Source organism: Paenibacillus xylanilyticus (assembly GCF_047246825.1).
In the GTDB taxonomy this organism is placed as follows: Bacteria; Bacillota; Bacilli; order Paenibacillales; family Paenibacillaceae; genus Paenibacillus; species Paenibacillus xylanilyticus_B.
In genome coordinates this window covers 1-18,136 of sequence record NZ_JBFOLB010000014.1, presented here as the reverse complement: position 1 = coordinate 18,136, position 18,136 = coordinate 1, and the positions used below count along the sequence as shown (strand labels likewise).

Annotated in this window: 17 protein-coding genes and 1 other RNA gene; 17 read left to right on the top strand and 1 reads right to left on the bottom strand. The window is 48.1% G+C overall.

Going from position 1 to position 18,136, the window contains the following annotated elements:
- The first annotated feature begins 1 nt into the window (after position 1).
- The 3 genes from AB3N00_RS30370 to argS all read left to right on the top strand — a co-directional run bounded on the left by AB3N00_RS30370 (position 2) and on the right by argS (position 2,663).
- On the top strand, positions 2–295 hold the full coding sequence (locus tag AB3N00_RS30370; protein WP_413037765.1) for a DUF6171 family protein: 294 nt from the start codon (positions 2–4) through the stop codon (positions 293–295).
- 266 nt (positions 296–561) lie between these two features.
- A complete protein-coding gene (locus AB3N00_RS30365) occupies positions 562–987 on the top strand; it encodes a DUF1934 domain-containing protein (protein ID WP_413037764.1) in 426 nt (141 codons plus the stop codon).
- On the top strand, positions 984–2,663 hold the full coding sequence (gene argS, locus AB3N00_RS30360) for an arginine--tRNA ligase (RefSeq protein ID WP_413037763.1): 1,680 nt from the start codon (positions 984–986) through the stop codon (positions 2,661–2,663). The genes AB3N00_RS30365 and argS overlap by 4 nt, the downstream gene beginning before the upstream one ends.
- 211 nt (positions 2,664–2,874) lie before the next feature.
- On the opposite strand, the gene AB3N00_RS30355 is transcribed toward argS, so the two are convergent.
- A complete protein-coding gene (locus AB3N00_RS30355) occupies positions 2,875–4,029 on the bottom strand; it encodes a S8 family peptidase (protein ID WP_413037762.1) in 1,155 nt (384 codons plus the stop codon).
- A gap of 427 nt (positions 4,030–4,456) precedes the next feature.
- Here AB3N00_RS30355 and rpoE point away from each other — a divergent pair, with 427 nt between their 5' ends.
- The 14 genes from rpoE (at position 4,457) to AB3N00_RS30285 (ending at position 17,872) form a co-directional block, all read left to right on the top strand.
- On the top strand, positions 4,457–5,029 hold the full coding sequence (gene rpoE, locus AB3N00_RS30350; RefSeq protein ID WP_413037761.1) for a DNA-directed RNA polymerase subunit delta: 573 nt from the start codon (positions 4,457–4,459) through the stop codon (positions 5,027–5,029).
- Positions 5,030–5,522: 493 nt separating this feature from the next.
- Positions 5,523–7,127, top strand: a complete 1,605-nt coding sequence (locus AB3N00_RS30345; RefSeq protein WP_413037760.1) for a CTP synthase — start codon at positions 5,523–5,525, stop codon at positions 7,125–7,127.
- A 250-nt stretch (positions 7,128–7,377) separates the two neighbouring features.
- Positions 7,378–7,764 (top strand): response regulator, encoded by a 387-nt coding sequence (locus AB3N00_RS30340; RefSeq protein ID WP_175394161.1) that lies wholly within the window; start codon positions 7,378–7,380, stop codon positions 7,762–7,764.
- A gap of 259 nt (positions 7,765–8,023) precedes the next feature.
- Positions 8,024–8,878: a class II fructose-1,6-bisphosphate aldolase gene (gene fba, locus AB3N00_RS30335; protein ID WP_175394162.1), complete on the top strand. Its 855-nt coding sequence runs from the start codon at positions 8,024–8,026 to the stop codon at positions 8,876–8,878.
- A 147-nt stretch (positions 8,879–9,025) separates the two neighbouring features.
- Entirely contained in the window at positions 9,026–10,279 is a 1,254-nt protein-coding gene (locus AB3N00_RS30330) for a UDP-N-acetylglucosamine 1-carboxyvinyltransferase (protein WP_175394163.1), read from the top strand.
- A gap of 474 nt (positions 10,280–10,753) precedes the next feature.
- A complete protein-coding gene (rho, locus tag AB3N00_RS30325; RefSeq protein ID WP_413037759.1) occupies positions 10,754–12,079 on the top strand; it encodes a transcription termination factor Rho in 1,326 nt (441 codons plus the stop codon).
- Positions 12,080–12,178: 99 nt separating this feature from the next.
- Positions 12,179–13,453 carry a radical SAM protein gene (locus AB3N00_RS30320; RefSeq protein WP_413037758.1) on the top strand — a complete coding sequence of 425 codons (1,275 nt, stop codon included), beginning with the start codon at positions 12,179–12,181 and terminating at the stop codon, positions 13,451–13,453.
- 103 nt (positions 13,454–13,556) lie between these two features.
- Positions 13,557–13,754 (top strand): 50S ribosomal protein L31, encoded by a 198-nt coding sequence (gene rpmE, locus AB3N00_RS30315; protein ID WP_175394166.1) that lies wholly within the window; start codon positions 13,557–13,559, stop codon positions 13,752–13,754.
- Between the two features lie 138 nt (positions 13,755–13,892).
- Positions 13,893–14,160, top strand: an RNA gene (gene ffs / locus AB3N00_RS30310) — signal recognition particle sRNA large type.
- Between the two features lie 173 nt (positions 14,161–14,333).
- A complete protein-coding gene (dnaX, locus tag AB3N00_RS30305) occupies positions 14,334–16,088 on the top strand; it encodes a DNA polymerase III subunit gamma/tau (protein ID WP_413037757.1) in 1,755 nt (584 codons plus the stop codon).
- 49 nt (positions 16,089–16,137) lie between these two features.
- Positions 16,138–16,449, top strand: coding sequence for a YbaB/EbfC family nucleoid-associated protein (locus AB3N00_RS30300; RefSeq protein ID WP_095293487.1), 312 nt, complete (start codon positions 16,138–16,140; stop codon positions 16,447–16,449).
- A 34-nt stretch (positions 16,450–16,483) separates the two neighbouring features.
- Positions 16,484–17,083, top strand: coding sequence for a recombination mediator RecR (recR, locus tag AB3N00_RS30295; RefSeq protein ID WP_175394168.1), 600 nt, complete (start codon positions 16,484–16,486; stop codon positions 17,081–17,083).
- A gap of 213 nt (positions 17,084–17,296) precedes the next feature.
- Positions 17,297–17,572 carry a DUF2508 family protein gene (locus tag AB3N00_RS30290; RefSeq protein ID WP_413037756.1) on the top strand — a complete coding sequence of 92 codons (276 nt, stop codon included), beginning with the start codon at positions 17,297–17,299 and terminating at the stop codon, positions 17,570–17,572.
- A gap of 30 nt (positions 17,573–17,602) precedes the next feature.
- Complete coding sequence (locus AB3N00_RS30285) at positions 17,603–17,872, top strand: pro-sigmaK processing inhibitor BofA family protein (RefSeq protein WP_413037755.1); 270 nt, start codon at positions 17,603–17,605, stop codon at positions 17,870–17,872.
- Positions 17,873–18,136 lie beyond the last annotated feature (264 nt).

The window sequence follows — 18,136 nt, the reverse complement described above, 5'->3', positions numbered from 1 at the left end:
GATGAGTACATCCGGTTCAAGTCGTTTTGTGGCAAGGCAGGAGCCTTGCAAGGGATGTAGTGATCGACATGCGGTAAACATCAGTGAATCCAAAATGGCTCGTCTGGTGGAAATGGCCTCGCGTTCACGTCCTGTGGTACCGGATGAGGAGTATGCGCAGCGGTTATCCTTGTGTGCAGACTGCCCGGCACTGCAATACGGCACCACGTGTCGCTACTGTGGCTGTCTGGTCCAAGTACGTGCCAAGCTGGTGGAATCTACTTGCCCGTTTCCGTATGAATCTCGATGGACCTGATCTTTCTGTATGATCTCATTATAATGTAGCGAAGCAGGGCTGCACTTTCCGGGTGCAGCTCTGCTTTTTTTGTGATGCAGAGCAAAAACTCTGAATTTGGATTTGAATTGAGCGAGTGAACTGGATATAGTTATACAGTAGAGTGTAGGATAGAGAGTTATCCGGTAATATTAGCGCGTATAGCGGTACTTGAATTCGGGAAGGGCTGTTCTCACCGGTCCTGCCCGAATTTGCGCCGCCTCGAATATATTGGAGGTTAAACATTCATGTCGAACATGCGACCGGTTCAGATCCGGCTGCACAGCCGTTATGAAGGCGAAGATGTGCTGCAGGAAATGAAGGGTGAAGCCGTGATGAAAGGATCTGTGCTCTACGTTCGTTACGAAGAGCCGCAGGCTGGACCGGAAGGCGGTATTACCCGAACAACATTGAAGCTTGGCGGACAATCGCTCAAGATTATACGCCATGGTGAGGTGGAATCGGAGCAAACGTTTGAAATGAATCGCAAGCTCCCAGGTTTTTACCGATCACCTTACATGTCATTCACCCTGTCCACGCACACACATAAGCTGGACCTTTCCATACAGGGATTAAGCGCACGCGCAGCGTGGAGCTATGACTTTTACCGCTTTGACGAAGAAGCCGGACATTTCGAGATTAGTTTGCACATACAGGAGGAACCAATTTCATGACACGTAATCCATTGGATACTATTAACGAACGGGTAAGTACCGCGATCGGCAATGCTATTGTAACAGCCGGCATCGTTTCGCAGGAGGAACTGCCAGCTATTACTCTTGAAGTACCGCGCGACAAGTCGCACGGGGATTTGGCAACCAATGCAGCGATGCAGCTGACCAAGATTGCCAAACGCAATCCTCGTCAGATCGCAGAAGAGATTATTGCAAACCTGAACCTTGCAGAAGCCGGAATCGAGAAGGCAGAGATTGCCGGACCAGGATTCATTAACTTCAAATTGGACAAGAGTTATCTCTACCCGGTGCTTGGACTTGTTCACGAACAGGGTGAGAACTACGGACGAATCAATGTCGGCGAAGGACGTAAGGTCGAGATGGAATTCGTCAGTGCGAACCCGACAGGCAGTCTTCACCTGGGACATGCCCGCGGAGCAGCTGTGGGTGATGCACTTTGTAACATCCTCGATTACGCCGGCTATGATGTGACGCGTGAATACTACATTAACGATGCTGGTAATCAGGTGTTTAATTTGGCGCGTTCGATTGAAGCACGTTATTTGCAAGAACTGGGTCAGGATGCCGAGATGCCGGAAGATGGATACCACGGCGAAGATATCAAAGGATTTGCGAAGCAGCTTGTTGCCGAAAAGGGAGACAGCTTGCTGTCGATGCATCCAGGTGACCGCGCCGCTTATTTCCGTGACTTTGGTCTGGAGAAAGAGCTGGACAAAATCAAGCGTGACCTGAATCGTTTCCGTGTAAAATTCGACATCTGGTTCAGCGAGACGTCGCTGTACGACAATGGAGAAGTCCTTCGCGTTCTGGACGAATTGCGTGATCGTGACGAGATTTACGAGAAAGATGGCGCTACCTGGTTGAAAACCATGCAATATGGTGACGACAAGGAACGTGTATTGATCAAAAACGATGGTACGTACACCTATCTGACACCGGATATTGCGTATCACCGTGATAAGTATTCCCGTGGATATGACACAATGATCAACATTTGGGGAGCCGATCACCACGGATATATTCCACGGATGAAAGCGGCAATGCAAGCACTGGGCAATGATCCATCCAAGCTGGTGGTACTGATTGCACAGATGGTGAGCTTGTTCCAGAACGGCGAAAAAGTGAAGATGTCGAAGCGTACCGGTAAAGCGGTAACGATGGAGGATCTGATGGATGAAGTAGGCATCGATGCGATCCGTTACTTCTTCACCATGCGCAGTATGGATTCCCATTTGGACTTTGATATGGATCTCGCGATTTCGACGTCCAATGAAAATCCGGTGTTCTATGTACAATATGCACATGCCCGTGTATGCAGCGTATACCGTCAAGCCGAAGAGCAGGGCATCGAGCTGCTGCCGCTGGCGCAGATTGATCTGTCCAAGCTGACAACGGAACATGAATTCGATCTTCTTCGCAAAATGGGCGAGCTGCCTGAAGAGATTGCCGCAGCTGCTACCGGATATGCGCCTCACCGCATTATCCGTTATGTATATGAGCTGGCATCGCTGTTCCACAGCTATTACCGTGCTGAACGCGTCATTACAGAAGACGCGGGACAAACCCAAGCGCGTCTGGCGCTGATTGGTGCAGTGCGCACCGTCATCGCGACAGCGCTCCGTCTGGTGGGCGTATCCGCACCGGACAAAATGTAACCCCGAGACCAAGCGGCGCACCTGCCGCTCGGCGAGTGACAAAAAGTCTCCATGCATCACGCCTGCAATGCAGCGTGGACATGGAGACTTTTTGCTGTGCCCGGTGGTCAATCCCGCCATATCAGTGCGGACCACCCGGGCACCTGGGCAGGCCGGCCTGCCATAGGCTGCAGCCGGCCAACCCTAGGGCAGCGCATCACGCCGCTGCCCGCTACCCGCCGCCCTCCTGCATCAGCCGGAGGGCGTCAATCTCGCCACCGCGTACTTTGCTCTTCGCGGTGGTGGACTTGCGTGCGCGCAGCGGTACGGTTGCGCGCTTGACCAGCATCTTGATCTCGCCAGGCGAGAGACCCGGATGCTTCGCGAGCAGCAGCGCAATGGCGCCGCTCACATGGGACGTTGCCATGGATGTACCACTCATCTCATGGTGCTTGCCCTGCACCCAGGAAGAGACAATTTTGTCGCCGGGTGCATAGACATCGACGTATGCACCGCGATTACTAAAGGAAGCGATCCGCCGATTTTTGTCGGTGGCGCCTACGGAAATGGTCTGCGGATAACGTGCAGGATAATCAATGCTTCGGCGTTTGCCGTCGTTTCCTGACGAGGCCACAATGACAATGCCGGCCTGATATGCCCGGTTCACCACATCAAGGAGAGCCTTGCTGCGGGTTTTCATGCCGAAACTCATATTGATAATATCGACCCGGTTACGTACACACCAGTCGATGCCCAGTACAATATCGGATACGTAGGCAGAACCGTTATGGTCAAATGCCTTGACCGGATAGATCAGGGAGCGCGGAGCTACGCCAATCATGCCTTCCGTGCTATTGGCTGCAGCGATCGTTCCGGCAATGTGGGTACCGTGACCGTTGTCATCATGGGGAAGCATACTCCGGTTTAACAGATTGATCCCGCGTGCCAGGGAGTATCGAAGATCGGGATGGTGATAGTCGGCACCTGTGTCGATCACGCCTATTTTGATCCGGTGTCCTGTAGAGACGGACCACACTTTGGGGGCGCGAATCTGTTTAACTCCCCATGGAACCCCTTGTACTGTGGCCGGTTTATTGTGAAGTGCCGTTGCATGAAGCGAGATCTGCACATCTTCCTCCACAGTGATCTCGTCGCTGTATTGTTTCAATTCCTCCGGACAATGTACTGGAGCAATAATGGAACGAGCCAGCCGTGAAGAGCGCACCATTCCAAGGTGGGTATGCTCATTCCGCATCCGCGAGAGCTCAAGCAGACAGGCTTCATACTGTCCTGGTTTGGCGAACCGGATCAGGTACCGCCCTGCCTGTTCCGGTTCAGGACGCTGCATTCCTTCAACTAATTGATGCAAAAAACCAGTATAGTCCATTATGGGCTGCCCCCTTCGGGATGAACATGCTGAGGTATTCTATGAATGCATTCATCCCGCCGCATGGGGAACTTGCCCTTTTTTTACAAAAAGACGTTCTCTCCGTGTCAAAACGGGCGCAGGGACATATGATGGATGGAGGGCGAGAGGGCTCTTGCGGGGACCCTGGTAAGGAGCAATCCTTCAGGGGTATACAGTCAGAAGGCGGAGGGGACTCCGTCTTTTTCAATGTTCACTCACTTTTACAGAAAGGGGATCGTTGCCAATAGGGACCGAAGTGTTTTGAATTTGTATATCCTACCTACATAAAAACTTGCTTTTTACCGCTAAATAGGTTTTACTTAGGTTTGTTAATGGATATGTTATACGTAACGGTCCAGCTCGTAGGGATATAAAGTGAATTATGTGTGAGAGGAAGTGTCTGTCAGTGAGTACCTCGCTCAATTTGAAAATTGATAAAGAAAAGGTAAGAGAGATTCCTTTGGTTGACCTTGCCTTTATGGTGCTGAAAGCGGCTAATACGCCGTACTACTACCGTGATTTGATGAATGAGGTAGCAAAACAGCGCGGAATGACTGATGAAGAAATCAACGAGTTTATCGCCCAGCTATATACCGAGATCAATATCGATGGCCGTTTTGCCTGTGTCGGTACAAGTCTTTGGGGATTGAAACGCTGGTATCCAGTCGGTGGAACAGAAGATTCCATGACAGGTGCGAAGCGTCCGCGTATCATCAACGATGAAGATGATGATCTGGAAGATGAGGACTTTGGCGAAGAGGAAGACAGCTACAACAGTGACGAAGACTTCGACAATGCCGATGATGATCAAGACGACGATGACGATGATGACGACGACGATGACGACATCTTTGATGAAGATGACAGCGATGAAGAAGTTCTGGTTGAAGATGACGATTTGGAAGAAGAAGACCTCGATGAAGACGATGAAGATGAGTCCGAAGACGAGGATGAATTTGATGACGATTCCGATAAGTAACCGTCATTTTTGATGTCGATAATTTACCCGTTTTCCCCAGATAGTCAGCCTTGACAGCGCACGGGGGAACGGGTAAACTATTGCATGGGCTTATGAATGAGCGAGAATATATTTATGTTTTTTATAAAAAAGTGCCCCGTCCTGCGGGAGTACTTTTTTTTGTATTTTTAGAGGCAGAATATTGCAAAATGATTGATTTCCGCACGCTCCCGGCCAAACATCCGTGGCCCATTTTTTGTATATAAAAAAACCTCAGCAAGAGATGGCTTGATGCCATTTTTGGGGACAGGCATGGATGATTGGCTTTCGGAAAATTTGCACCATTCTTAGCTGTAGAGCAAGTTTGTACACATGGTCTTCGCACAAAAGAGCAGTTCGCAGATGCAGGGAATTTCTGCCATTGCTCTTTTTAACGATGATTACCTGGGAAACGGGTTACGATAACACCATATATCGCCTGAATTTCTGTATTTATATTAGGAGGGTAATAACAGTGACAAAGTATATTTTCGTGACGGGCGGAGTTGTGTCCTCCCTGGGTAAAGGGATCACCGCTGCCTCGTTGGGCAGACTGCTGAAAAACAGAGGTCTCAAGGTAACCATTCAAAAATTTGATCCATACATCAACATCGACCCGGGAACAATGAGTCCTTATCAACATGGTGAGGTATTTGTAACCGATGATGGCGCGGAAACGGATTTGGACCTTGGTCACTACGAGCGTTTTATCGATATCAACCTCTCCAAAAACAGCAACGTCACGACCGGTAAAGTGTATTCCTCCGTTATCAGCAAAGAGCGCCGCGGAGAGTATCTGGGCGGTACGGTACAAGTTATCCCGCACATTACGAACGAAATCAAGGAGCGCGTATTCCGCGCTGGACGTGAAGCAGGTTCGGACGTTGTTATTACGGAGATCGGCGGAACAGTGGGCGACATCGAGAGCTTGCCTTTCCTGGAAGCCATCCGTCAAATCAAGAGTGATGTGGGCCGTGACAACGTAATGTACATCCATGTAACGCTGATTCCTTACATCAAGGCAGCTGGTGAAGTGAAAACAAAACCAACCCAGCACAGCGTGAAGGAATTGCGCAGCATCGGAATTCAACCGAACGTTATTGTGTGCCGTACAGAGTATGAGCTTTCGACAGATATGAAAGCTAAAATCGCACTGTTCTGTGACATTGATGCAAATGCAGTAGTTGAATGTCGCGATGCGGATACATTGTATGAAGTACCTTTGAACCTGCGTGAAGAAGGTTTGGATGAAATCGTGGTGAATCACCTGAAACTGACCACTCCTGCACCGGACATGAGCGAGTGGGAAGGGCTGGTTGACCGCATCAGCAAATTGGAGCGTACGGTTGAGATTGCAATCGTAGGTAAATATGTAGCATTGCACGATGCTTATCTGAGTGTTGTTGAATCCCTGTCCCATGCAGGATTTGCATCCAATGCAGACGTGAAGATCCGTTGGATCCATTCTGAAGATATCACGGACGAGAACGTAGGCGATCTGCTGCACGGCGTTGGCGGTATCCTTGTTCCTGGTGGTTTCGGAGATCGTGGTATTGAAGGAAAAGTGTCGGCGATCCGTTATGCCCGTGAGAAGAACATTCCGTTCTTCGGTATTTGCCTGGGTATGCAGGTATCCGTGATCGAGTATGCACGTTCCATTGTGGGTCTGAATGGTGCGAACAGCTCCGAGATCAATCCGGCTACCGAATTCCCGGTAATCGATCTGCTGCCAGAACAAAAAGATATCGAGAATCTGGGCGGTACGATGCGTCTGGGTCTCTATCCTTGCAAGCTGCAGGAAGGTTCTTTGGCTATGGCTTGTTATGATGACGAGCTGGTGTATGAGAGACACCGTCACCGGTATGAGTTCAACAATGAGTATCGTGAAGCGATTGAAAAAGCAGGTCTGGTTATCTCCGGTACATCTCCGGATGGCCGTCTGGTTGAAATCGTGGAACTTCCGGGACACCCTTGGTTCCTGGCTGTACAATTCCATCCGGAATTTACTTCCCGTCCGAACCGTCCACAGCCATTGTTCCGTGAATTCGTAAAAGCTTCTTTGGAGAATGCGGAAAAATAATATAGATTTAACCCGATGATAAAGAGGGATGTTTGCCGATAGCCTGGGATTACAGGCTGGTGCGGTGAGCATCCCTTTTTTGATTTAATAATGGGTTTCCTCCACGCGGAGAGGAGATAAAATGTTTAGCTGTAATTTGTGTGTGGGGCAGGATTTTAATGGGAAGGGTAGAATACTTATCATGACGACTATGGGATAGTTATCCAGATTCGGAGATATACATGCTTTCCTAAATCCAGGAGGTTACAGAGTGGAAAATAAAAAAGTGTTAATCGTTGATGACCAGAACGGGATTCGAATCCTCTTAATGGAAGTGTTCAGCAGTGAAGGATATAACACGTTCCAGGCGCCCAATGGCAAGATCGCACTGGAGATTGTGAACAACGATAAGCCTGATCTGGTGTTGCTTGATATGAAGATTCCTGGCATGGATGGCCTTGAAATTTTGAAACATATTAAGGAGATTGATCCCGATATCAAAGTCATCATGATGACAGCATATGGTGAGCTGGACATGATCAAGGAAGCGACTGATCTCGGTGCGCTAATGCATTTCACGAAACCTTTTGATATCGATGAGATGCGTGTGGCGGTCAACATGCAGCTTCGTAATGACACGGCCAATAGGTGCAGCTGAATCCTGTGAATGCAGGATTTTTTTGTCTGCGTGAAACAGGTGTGTACTTCTTGGGGGTTATGGGTATTTGGGCCAATTAACGAGGGAATATTGAGAATGGGAGCGGCTTCATGCGCTATCTATGAAAACTGTGCTGCAAAGCACAGCATTTTTGCAAATGCTTGTTTAGTATTTGACATGGGATGTGGTATAATAAGCCCGTATGTGATTTCGGCTAAAAACCATAGACACAACCCAAACCCCTAGGAGGATTGAAACCATGCCATTAGTATCTATGACAGACATGTTGAACAAAGCGCTTGAAGGAAAATATGCAGTTGGTCAATACAACATCAATAACCTTGAGTGGACTCAAGCAATTTTGGGTGCTGCTGAAGAAGAAAAATCCCCAGTAATCCTGGGTGTATCCGAAGGTGCAGCACGTCACATGGGCGGCTTCTACACTGTAGTAAAAATGGTAGAAGGACTCATTCATGACATGAAAATTACCGTTCCGGTTGCTATTCACCTGGACCACGGTTCCAGCTTCGACAAGTGTAAAGAAGCGATCGATGCTGGATTTACATCCGTTATGATCGACGGTTCCCACCACCCAATCGACGAAAACATCGAAATGACTAAAAAAGTCGTTGAATATGCACACGCTAAAGGCGTTTCTGTTGAAGCTGAAGTAGGTACAGTTGGCGGACAAGAAGACGACGTAATTGGCGGCATCATGTACGCTGACCTCGAAGAGTGTGTTCGCATCGTGAAAGAAACAGGTATCGATACATTGGCACCAGCTCTTGGTTCCGTTCATGGTCCTTACCACGGCGAGCCTAACCTGGGCTTCAAAGAAATGGAAGAAGTTCGTGACGCGGTACAAGTTCCACTCGTATTGCACGGTGGTACAGGCATTCCTAAACACGACATCGACAAAGCCATTTCCCTGGGTACTTCCAAAATCAACGTAAACACAGAGAACCAAATTGCTTTCTCCAAAGTGGTTCGCGAAGTGCTTGCAGCTAAACCAGATGCTTACGATCCACGTACGTTCATCGTACCAGGCCGTGATGCAATCAAAGAAACCGTTAAAGGTAAAATCCGCGAGTTTGGTTCCAACAACAAAGCGTAATTTATCTTTACCAGTTCCATACTGTGAAGTGGAAAGAACACCGCCTAGCCGGTGTCTTTCCATTTTCACACCTTATTTCACGTAGGAAGCCATCAGCACGTAATGCCGTTCATCGGCTGCAAAACACGTAGGGGGACATTAAGCTTTATGGAAAAATTGATGATTAGTGGCGGACGTCCGTTACAGGGGACTGTAACCATAAGCGGCGCCAAGAACAGCGCCATTGCGCTTATTCCTGCAGCATTGCTTGCCGAATCAGAGGTCGTGCTGGACAACCTGCCGCTTTTGAGTGATGTGGCGGTTTATGCGGAAATTTTGGAGGAACTCGGAGCTCGTGTAGTTTGGGAAGGCAGTCAGATGAAGATTGACCCTTCCGATATCAAATCCATACCCATGCCCAATGGTCCAGTAAAGAAGCTGCGTGCTTCGTATTATATGATGGGAGCATTGCTTGGGCGATTCAAAGAAGCAACAATTGGTTTACCTGGGGGCTGTAACTTTGAGCCTCGTCCGATTGATCAACACATCAAAGGTTTTGAAGCGCTTGGCGCAACAGTAACAAACGAACATGGCTCCATTCATTTGCATGCCAAAGAGCTGCGCGGAGCAAAGATTTACCTGGATGTAAGCAGTGTAGGTGCAACCATTAACATTATGCTGGCGGCAACACGTGCCAAAGGCTCTACAATTATCGAAAACGCGGCTAAAGAGCCTGAGATTATAGATGTAGCAACACTTTTGAATTCAATGGGTGCCAGCATTAAAGGTGCAGGTACTGAAACCATCCGCATTGAGGGCGTGTCGGAGCTCAAGGGCTGCCGTCATTCCATCATCCCGGACCGCATACAGGCGGGTACGTATATGATTGCTGCAGCGGCAACGCGTGGTAATGTTCTGATTGACAACGTCATTCCCAAACATCTGGAGGCTTTGACGGCCAAACTGCTGGAGATGGGCGTGGGCATTGAAGAACTGGACGAGAGTATTCGTGTCATTGGACAACCTTCATACAGCCATGTGGATGTTAAAGCGCTTGTATACCCTGGTTTTCCAACCGATTTGCAGTCTCCTATGACAAGTGTACTAACTCAAGCAACAGGTGTAAGTGTTCTGAGTGATTTTGTCTACAGTAACCGATTTAAGCACGTTCCAGAGCTGGTGCGTATGGGTGCCAAAATTCGCGTAGAAGGCCGTTCAGCCATTATCGAAGGCGGCGCACTCAATGCGGCCAAGGTAAAAGCATCTGATCTTCGTGCCGGAGCAGCGCTGGTCATCGCCGGTCTTACAGTTAGTGAAGGTGTGACTGAAGTGACAGGTGTCGAATTTATCGACCGTGGGTATGACCACCTCGTTACGAACCTGCGAATGCTTGGTGCAGATGTATGGCGTGAGACTGAGTGACGAATCCGGCATATTGCAGGATTGGTGACTTGCCGCTATTATTTTGACAGAACTGCATATCTTTACAACAATTGGGTAAACCTATTCTAATAGAGTTCTCAGCCTCTCCGGGATAAGAAGAAATAGTTCTTTTTCCTTACCCGGAGGGTCTTTTTTTGGATCAAATATCATATGGCTGTAAGAACTGACATCATTCCTTTTTCCCCAAACCCCGGTTTGTCTGAGCTTCTTGACTGGTACCCGGATCGAAAGCCTCGTGAATTATGTATTCACTCACAAGCGGATAGCACTGTATGTGGGTCATCCCGCCCGGTAACTTACACTCAACGACAAGTATTTGCATTATAACGGTTACATTCCGTACAATGGACAGAAGAGAATGCAGCAGAGCAGAATTATGCTGTTCTCCATAGCCGGATCATCAAGCGAAACTATCCATTTCACGGACTTATTAATTGAATAGGTGGTTATTATATGGATCTACAAATTTCCGATTTGGAAGAAATGAAACTAACGGACCTCTACAAACTGGCCAAAAAATATCAGATTCCCTACTATGGCACACTAAAGAAGAAAGAATTGATCTTTGCCATACTACGAGCTCAGGCTGAACAGAGTGGTTTGATGTTTATGCAGGGTGTGCTCGAGATTTTGCCTGAGGGTTACGGATTTCTTCGCCCGATCAACTACCTGCCGAGCACCGAGGATATTTATATTTCAGCCTCACAGATTCGTAAGTTTGACCTCAGGACAGGTGACCTGGTATCAGGCAAATGTAGAACACCGAAGGAAAACGAAAGATATTTCGGATTATTGCAAGTCAATGCCGTGAATGGTGAGAACCCTTCAGCGGCTGCGGAAAGACTTCATTTCCCGGCTTTAACCCCATTGTATCCGCAGAAAAAACTGGTTCTCGAAACATCCCCCAACCATTTGTCCACACGCATTATGGATGTGCTGGCCCCTGTAGGTTTGGGACAGCGCGGATTGATCGTAGCACCTCCCAAAGCAGGTAAGACGCTTCTCCTCAAAGAAATTGCCAACAGCATTTCAACCAACAACCCAGAAATTGAACTGTTTGTCCTGTTGATTGATGAACGTCCGGAGGAAGTAACGGATATGTCTCGTTCGGTTAAAGGGGAAGTTGTGGCTTCTACATTCGATGAGTTGCCTGAAAATCATATCAAGGTTGCGGAATTGGTCCTAGAGCGTGCTCTTCGTCTGGTTGAGGCCAAAAAGGATGTAGTTATTCTGCTGGACAGTATTACACGTCTTGCTCGTGCATACAACCTGGTTATCCCGCCATCGGGCCGGACACTTAGTGGTGGTATTGATCCTGCAGCATTCCACCGTCCAAAACGTTTCTTTGGATCAGCACGGAATGTCGAGGAAGGCGGAAGCCTGACTATTCTGGCGACAGCGTTAATCGATACGGGATCACGTATGGATGATATTATCTATGAAGAGTTTAAAGGTACGGGCAATATGGAGCTTCATCTGGACCGCAAACTGGCAGAGCGCCGTATTTTCCCGGCCATCGATATTCGTCGTTCCGGTACACGCCGGGAAGAAGTGTTGCTAAGCAAGGAAGAGCTGGATACGATCTGGACCATTCGCAAAAATATGAATGACTCACATGACTTTGTGGAAAGCTTCCTGAAAAAACTGCGCAATAGCAAAACGAATGCCGAATTTTTGGCAGCGTTTGATGCAGCGGGCAACAGCCCGACGAGCAATTCGGGAACCACGACTACTCGGCGTTCGCCAAGACAGACGGCTACCTCGGCAACAACAACATAAAATAGTATCATTTTATCATCTCAAATTTGGCAGTCATACTGCTGAATTCACCATAAAACTCGTCGTTCGGTTTAACCCATTATATGTGAGGAGAACATCATGTATTTAGTATACGCAGATGAAAAAGGCAATGTATTTGATCATCCATCGCTGTATGGGCTTGCCCGTAGTGGAGATATGATCGTTGAAATTATGGAGGATGAACTTATCCCTCTACCAGAAGGTGCAACACTTGTTGGATTACCAAGCACTCGTCCCATCGGGATGGATCCGGATACGGGCGAAATGTTGCCTCTCCCGAGTGATACACAGGCCGTAGGAGCTTTGCTTCCGCAAGGTTTCACTCGCCTGTGTTTGCCGGGTTATGTGAAAACAGACAAAGAGTACAAGCTCCCATTGTTCGGGTATTCGGCTGTCGTGTGGAAAGATGACGCATTCTACGTCACTGCCCGCATGTCCGATCATCCGGATCAATGGAATCCGCTGAACTGTGATCGCGATGATGTACGTGCCGGAGTTAAGCGTCTGACCGAACAGTATCCTGAAAACCGCCTGTACACTCATTTGTCCAACTGTGCGCTTGGGTATGAGTGTCTGACATCATCCAATACGTTCCTTAATCGTTGGGAAGGCGGAGTCCCTGTATCGTATTCCTGTAATGCAGGCTGCTTTGGATGCATTTCAGAACAGCCGGATGACAGTGGCTTTGTTTCCCCGCAAACCCGGATGAACTTCCGGCCGCGTGTGGACGAAATAGTTGAGGTTATGCTGGAACATCTGAAAACGCCGGAGTCCATTATCAGCTTTGGACAGGGATGTGAAGGTGAGCCTTCAACTCAAGCCAAATTGATTATTGAAGCGATTCGTGAAGTGCGTTCGATCACGGACATGGGGTATATCAACATTAATACCAACGCTGGTTTGAACGATCACATTCGGGGTATCGTGGATGCTGGTCTCGATTTGATGCGTGTAAGCACCATCAGTGCACTCGATGATCACTATAATGCATACTACAAACCACGTGGATATACGCTTGCCAATGTGGAGAAGTCGATGAAGTATGCGGCTCAACAGGGTGTCTACACATCCATTAACTATTTGATCTTCCCGGGTGTTACGGATCGTGAGGAAGAGATTGAAGCGATGATTGAGTTTGCCCGCAGAACAGACCTGCGTTTGATTCAAATGCGTAATCTGAATATTGACCCGGAGAGCTACCTGGAATTGATTCCTCCAGCTCAAGGCGATATTTTGGGAATGAAGCAGATGATTGAAATCTTTGAAGAAGAGTTGCCTGATGTTGTTATTGGCTCGTATACCCACGTTCCGCCAGCCGGAATGGCACGTCCCAAACGCCTGATCACCTCTTGATAATAATGGATTGCAACCGGCATTAGGCCGTGTTATAATCTCTGAAGTTGTGCCATTTACTCTGGGTCCGCTTGAGGCTCAGGGCGGAAAGAGGTGAAAGGTAATGAAAGCAGCAATTCATCCTAAATACACGATTGGTCAAGTAACCTGCGCTTGCGGGAATACTTTTGAAACTGGTTCGGTTAAAGACGGACTTCGTGTAGAGATTTGCTCCGCGTGCCACCCGTTCTTCACCGGTAAACAGAAGTTTATCGATGCTGGCGGCCGTGTCGATCGTTTCAAGAAAAAATACGGAATCTAATTCCAGCAATTCCCCGGGAATTGTCTGCTAATTGCATCCAAACCACCCCTGCCTTTGGCAGGGGTTTTTATATAGGGATAAAGGTTCCAGTTCGCAGCTGGTTGCAATTTGGATGACCTTACGTTATACTATTTCTTACCGTGCTAGATGGGGAGGTAGCGGTGCCCTGTAACTCGCAATCCGCTATAGCGAGGTTGAATTCCTGCTAGAGGTATTGTCGATGTGAGGTTTGGTCCCTGAACGTGGTGTTGACGGTTGGGTCCTCCGCAATGAGTACTCATGAACCTGGTCAGGTCCGGAAGGAAGCAGCCATAAGTGAGATCACTCTTGTGCCGGAGGGTTGCCTAGCCTGAGCCGTTGTTCAGGGGTGCCACTTGGATCGCAATTATCGATAGCAGGTGCACGGCTTACCATTTGAATGTAGAGACCTTTGCAGTTGTATGTATGCAGAGGTCTTTTTGATATGTACAAAAAAACCACGCATGATGGGTCAGATAAAGTTTGGAATCACCCCGGAATATAGTATAATGGGGGAACGACAAAGGACTCGAATGCGAAGTGGAAGGAAGGTAACGCATCATGGAGCATATCGCGTTATACCGGGCTTGGCGTCCCCAGTCGTTTCAAGATATGGTGGGACAACAGCATATTATTCAGACCTTGCAGAACGCGATTCGTGAACAGCGGACTTCCCACGCCTACTTGTTTAACGGGCCCAGAGGAACAGGGAAGACAAGTGCCGCCAAGATTTTGGCCAAAGCTGTAAACTGCGAGCGCGGGCCTGCGCCTGAGCCTTGTAACGAATGTGAAGCTTGCCGTAGGATTACGACCGGTGCTGTAATGGATGTTCAGGAGATTGATGCGGCATCCAACCGGGGTGTTGAAGAGATCCGCGATCTTCGCGAAAAGGTTAAATATGCCCCGACCGAAGTCCGGCAGAAAGTCTATATTATTGATGAAGTACACATGTTAACAACAGAAGCGTTCAACGCTTTGCTCAAAACATTGGAGGAACCGCCTCCGCATGTAATGTTTATTTTGGCAACGACCGAACCACATCGCCTTCCGGCTACCATTATTTCCAGATGCCAGCGATTTGATTTTCGCCGGGTTTCTCTGGAAGAGCAGACGGCCCGCCTCACGCTGATCTGTGAGCAGGAGGGCATGGAGGCTGATCAGGATGCGCTCCAATACATTGCTCGTCTGTCTGATGGAGGGATGCGGGATGCGCTCAGTGTGCTGGACCAGATCTCTTCCTTCACAGATGGAAGGGTAACGTACCAACAGGTCATGGATATGACCGGAGGAATCCCTTCAGAGCAATTTGCGAAGCTTGCTGCTTCACTGCTCAAGGGTGATGTCGGACATATTTTGCAGATGATCGAAGGATTTATGCATGAAGGCAAGAGTGCAGATAAATGCATGGAGAACTTGCTGTATTACTTCCGCGATTTGCTTATGATCAAGATGGTGCCGGATGCAGATAAGCTGACCGATCGGGTGCTTAATCCCGAGTCGTTCCGCGATATGGCAGAATCATTTACGAAGGAACAACTGTTCCAGATGATTGACACGCTTAATCGGTACCAGAGCGAAATGAAATATGCAGTACAGCCGCAAACGTTATTTGAGGTCGCTCTCCTCAAACTGTGTAGCATACCTGCGCAGGGAGAGGCATTAGGGCAGGCTTCTGCATCGGTAGGTTCGGCTGCAACCTCACAGGCTGACAGCGGGGAAATTAACCGTTTGAAACAACAGCTTGTTGAGTTGGAGAAGAAGCTGGATCGTGCTCTGAAGAGTGGTTTGTCTGGAGGGGAGGCTGCACCAAGTGGTCCATCTCGTCCGGCAACGCGAGCTCCAGTATCGAGAGGCAATTCTCCGGCAAAGTTGCCTGCACAGCTGGATCAATACGTTGCGCGCAAAGGATCTCCTGAATTTGTGGAGGTCAGCAAAAAATGGAGCCAAATCTTGCAGCGTGTAAAAGAAGAGAAGGTAACAGTCCATGCCTGGTTTATGGATGGTGAGCCGGTATCTGTGCTGGAAGACAACGTATTGGTGGCATTTAAGAATAATATTCACCGTGAAACGACAGAGAAGCAGGCCAATCGCGAAGTGATTGAGCGTGTCTTGTCCGAACATCTCGGACGTTCAGCCCGTCTGGTGACAATGATGCTCAAGGATTGGACAGGAGCAATGGAAGGAGCTGCTGAAGCGCCAAAGGAGGACTTTAAGCTTGAACCTGAGCATGAAGACGGCAGTTCAGGCAGCAAGCAGCCTTGGATTGATGAAGCCATCCAGCTCTTCGGTGAAGATCTTGTAGTGATCAAGGAATAGATATATCAAGCGCATAGCGTTATAACTATTACAAGGGAGATGAATAATCATGAACAACATGAACCAAATGATGAAACAAGTGAAAAAAATGCAGGAGCAAATGCTGAAGGCACAAGAGGAACTGGCGGACAAAACAGTACAAGGTACTTCTGGTGGCGGTGTAGTAACGGCAGAAGTTAACGGACATAAAAAATTGCTCTCTATTACTATCAAACCTGAGGCAGTAGATCCGGAAGATGTAGAAATGCTGCAGGATCTCGTTATGACGGCAGTAAATGATGCAATGAGTAAAGCTGATGAAATTGCTAACCAGGACATGGGTAAATTCACTGGTGGTATGAAAATTCCGGGATTGTTTTAATTAAAATTGATCCTGTCAAAGGAGACGCAATCGATTGTATTATCCCGAACCGATAGCGAAGCTGATTGATGCTTTTACCCGATTGCCGGGTATTGGTCCCAAGACAGCTGCGCGACTAGCCTTTCATGTGCTTAACATGAAGGAAGATGACGTTATTGATTTTGCCAAAGCACTCGTCAGTGTGAAGCGTAACCTTCATTACTGCTCGGTGTGCTGTAATATTACGGATACTGATCCATGCCGTATTTGTCAGGATAAGTCCAGGGACGCTTCGGTCATCTGTGTAGTTCAGGACTCCAAGGATCTTGTCGCGATGGAGCGTACCAAGGAATTTGACGGGTACTATCATGTATTGCAAGGTGCCATCTCTCCAATGGAGGGAATCGGCCCGGACGATATCCGCTTGAAAGAGCTTTTGACCAGGTTGAGTGATGAACGGGTACAGGAATTGATCCTTGCAACGAATCCGAATATCGAGGGTGAGGCTACTGCGATGTATATATCGCGCCTGGTTCGTCCATTTGAAATTACGGTAACCCGGATAGCCCACGGACTGCCTGTAGGGGGAGACCTGGAGTATGCGGATGAAGTGACACTATCGAAGGCGCTGGAAGGCCGCAGAGAGATCCGATAAGGGTGCGTAGCGGGATTTAGGTGACCGTAGAGGTATTTATATGAAGTTGTTTGATGGAGAGTGGAACAGCTTTAGCAGGAGAGCCGAGAGGCTCTCTTTTTTTATTGGGTGTGAAATAGATTGCTTCGGATTTTATATGGTTCATAGTTCTAAGTTTGTCCTTTCCTTGATAAGTATGAGAATATGTCGTGCTGAATCAAAGGGGGAGAGCATATGTTTTTCTGGAAAAATGCAAGACACTCGGTGGAGAGACGCACTCAATTACAGAAGGAGATGGAAGAAGAACAGATCTATTTGGAGATTGAAAGGGCCAAAGCGGAGTGGGAGCGTGCAGTGAGGCAGTTTGAAGAGGCCCAGGGGAAAGATGAGATTGATTATGCGATATTTGTTCTGGAAGCGGCTGAGCGTAAGTACCAGATCCATCTGAAACGGGCCAAACGGGCAGGGATGAAAAAGTCGCCTGTAATGGATCGAGGCATGAGTGTGTGACAGAAGGAATAAGAGAAGGGGGTACGAACTATGAAAAGTGTGATTTTAGGAAGTGTGCTTGTAGCTTCGTTGCTGGCACTGGTGATTATCCTGTTCCGGAAACGGATCGGGTTGTCATGGCTCACGTCATTCGGAATACATCTCGCTCTGGCTGCGATAGGCATCTATGTTGTTAATTACTCGGGTTGGATCACTGGTGCATATATACCGCTGAACCCTGCTACAATCGGAACTGTGAGCATTTTGGGTTTGCCTGGAGTAGGGCTGTTGCTGGGTTTGAAAATTTCTTTGTTTGGGTAGTTGACTCTGAACTTGAATCTATGGTACATTATATCTCGTTGCTTTGCTTGCTTGGTCAAGAGCGTTTGAAGTCAAAACGAAGTTTAATAAGAACTTCGAAAAAAACTTCAAAAAAAAGCTTGACGAAAACAAACGAAGTATGATATATTATAAAAGTCGCCGCTGAGAGAAAACAGCGACGGTGAAGAACGAAGTTTGATCTTTGAAAACTGAACAACGAGTGAGTAATCATCCTGCTTGCAGGATGAACGTGAAGGTTTTCGG

Bases quoted from the DNA above. Each gene is read 5' to 3' on its own strand.
- AB3N00_RS30370 (WP_413037765.1), top strand. From the start codon at position 2: ATGAGTACATCCGGTTCAAGTCGTTTTGTGGCAAGGCAGGAGCCTTGC.
- AB3N00_RS30365 (WP_413037764.1), top strand. From the start codon at position 562: ATGTCGAACATGCGACCGGTTCAGATCCGGCTGCACAGCCGTTATGAA.
- argS (WP_413037763.1), top strand. From the start codon at position 984: ATGACACGTAATCCATTGGATACTATTAACGAACGGGTAAGTACCGCG.
- AB3N00_RS30355 (WP_413037762.1), bottom strand. From the start codon at position 4,029: ATGGACTATACTGGTTTTTTGCATCAATTAGTTGAAGGAATGCAGCGT.
- fba (WP_175394162.1), top strand. From the start codon at position 8,024: ATGCCATTAGTATCTATGACAGACATGTTGAACAAAGCGCTTGAAGGA.
- AB3N00_RS30330 (WP_175394163.1), top strand. From the start codon at position 9,026: ATGGAAAAATTGATGATTAGTGGCGGACGTCCGTTACAGGGGACTGTA.
- rho (WP_413037759.1), top strand. From the start codon at position 10,754: ATGGATCTACAAATTTCCGATTTGGAAGAAATGAAACTAACGGACCTC.
- AB3N00_RS30320 (WP_413037758.1), top strand. From the start codon at position 12,179: ATGTATTTAGTATACGCAGATGAAAAAGGCAATGTATTTGATCATCCA.
- rpmE (WP_175394166.1), top strand. From the start codon at position 13,557: ATGAAAGCAGCAATTCATCCTAAATACACGATTGGTCAAGTAACCTGC.
- dnaX (WP_413037757.1), top strand. From the start codon at position 14,334: ATGGAGCATATCGCGTTATACCGGGCTTGGCGTCCCCAGTCGTTTCAA.
- AB3N00_RS30300 (WP_095293487.1), top strand. From the start codon at position 16,138: ATGAACAACATGAACCAAATGATGAAACAAGTGAAAAAAATGCAGGAG.
- AB3N00_RS30290 (WP_413037756.1), top strand. From the start codon at position 17,297: ATGTTTTTCTGGAAAAATGCAAGACACTCGGTGGAGAGACGCACTCAA.
- AB3N00_RS30285 (WP_413037755.1), top strand. From the start codon at position 17,603: ATGAAAAGTGTGATTTTAGGAAGTGTGCTTGTAGCTTCGTTGCTGGCA.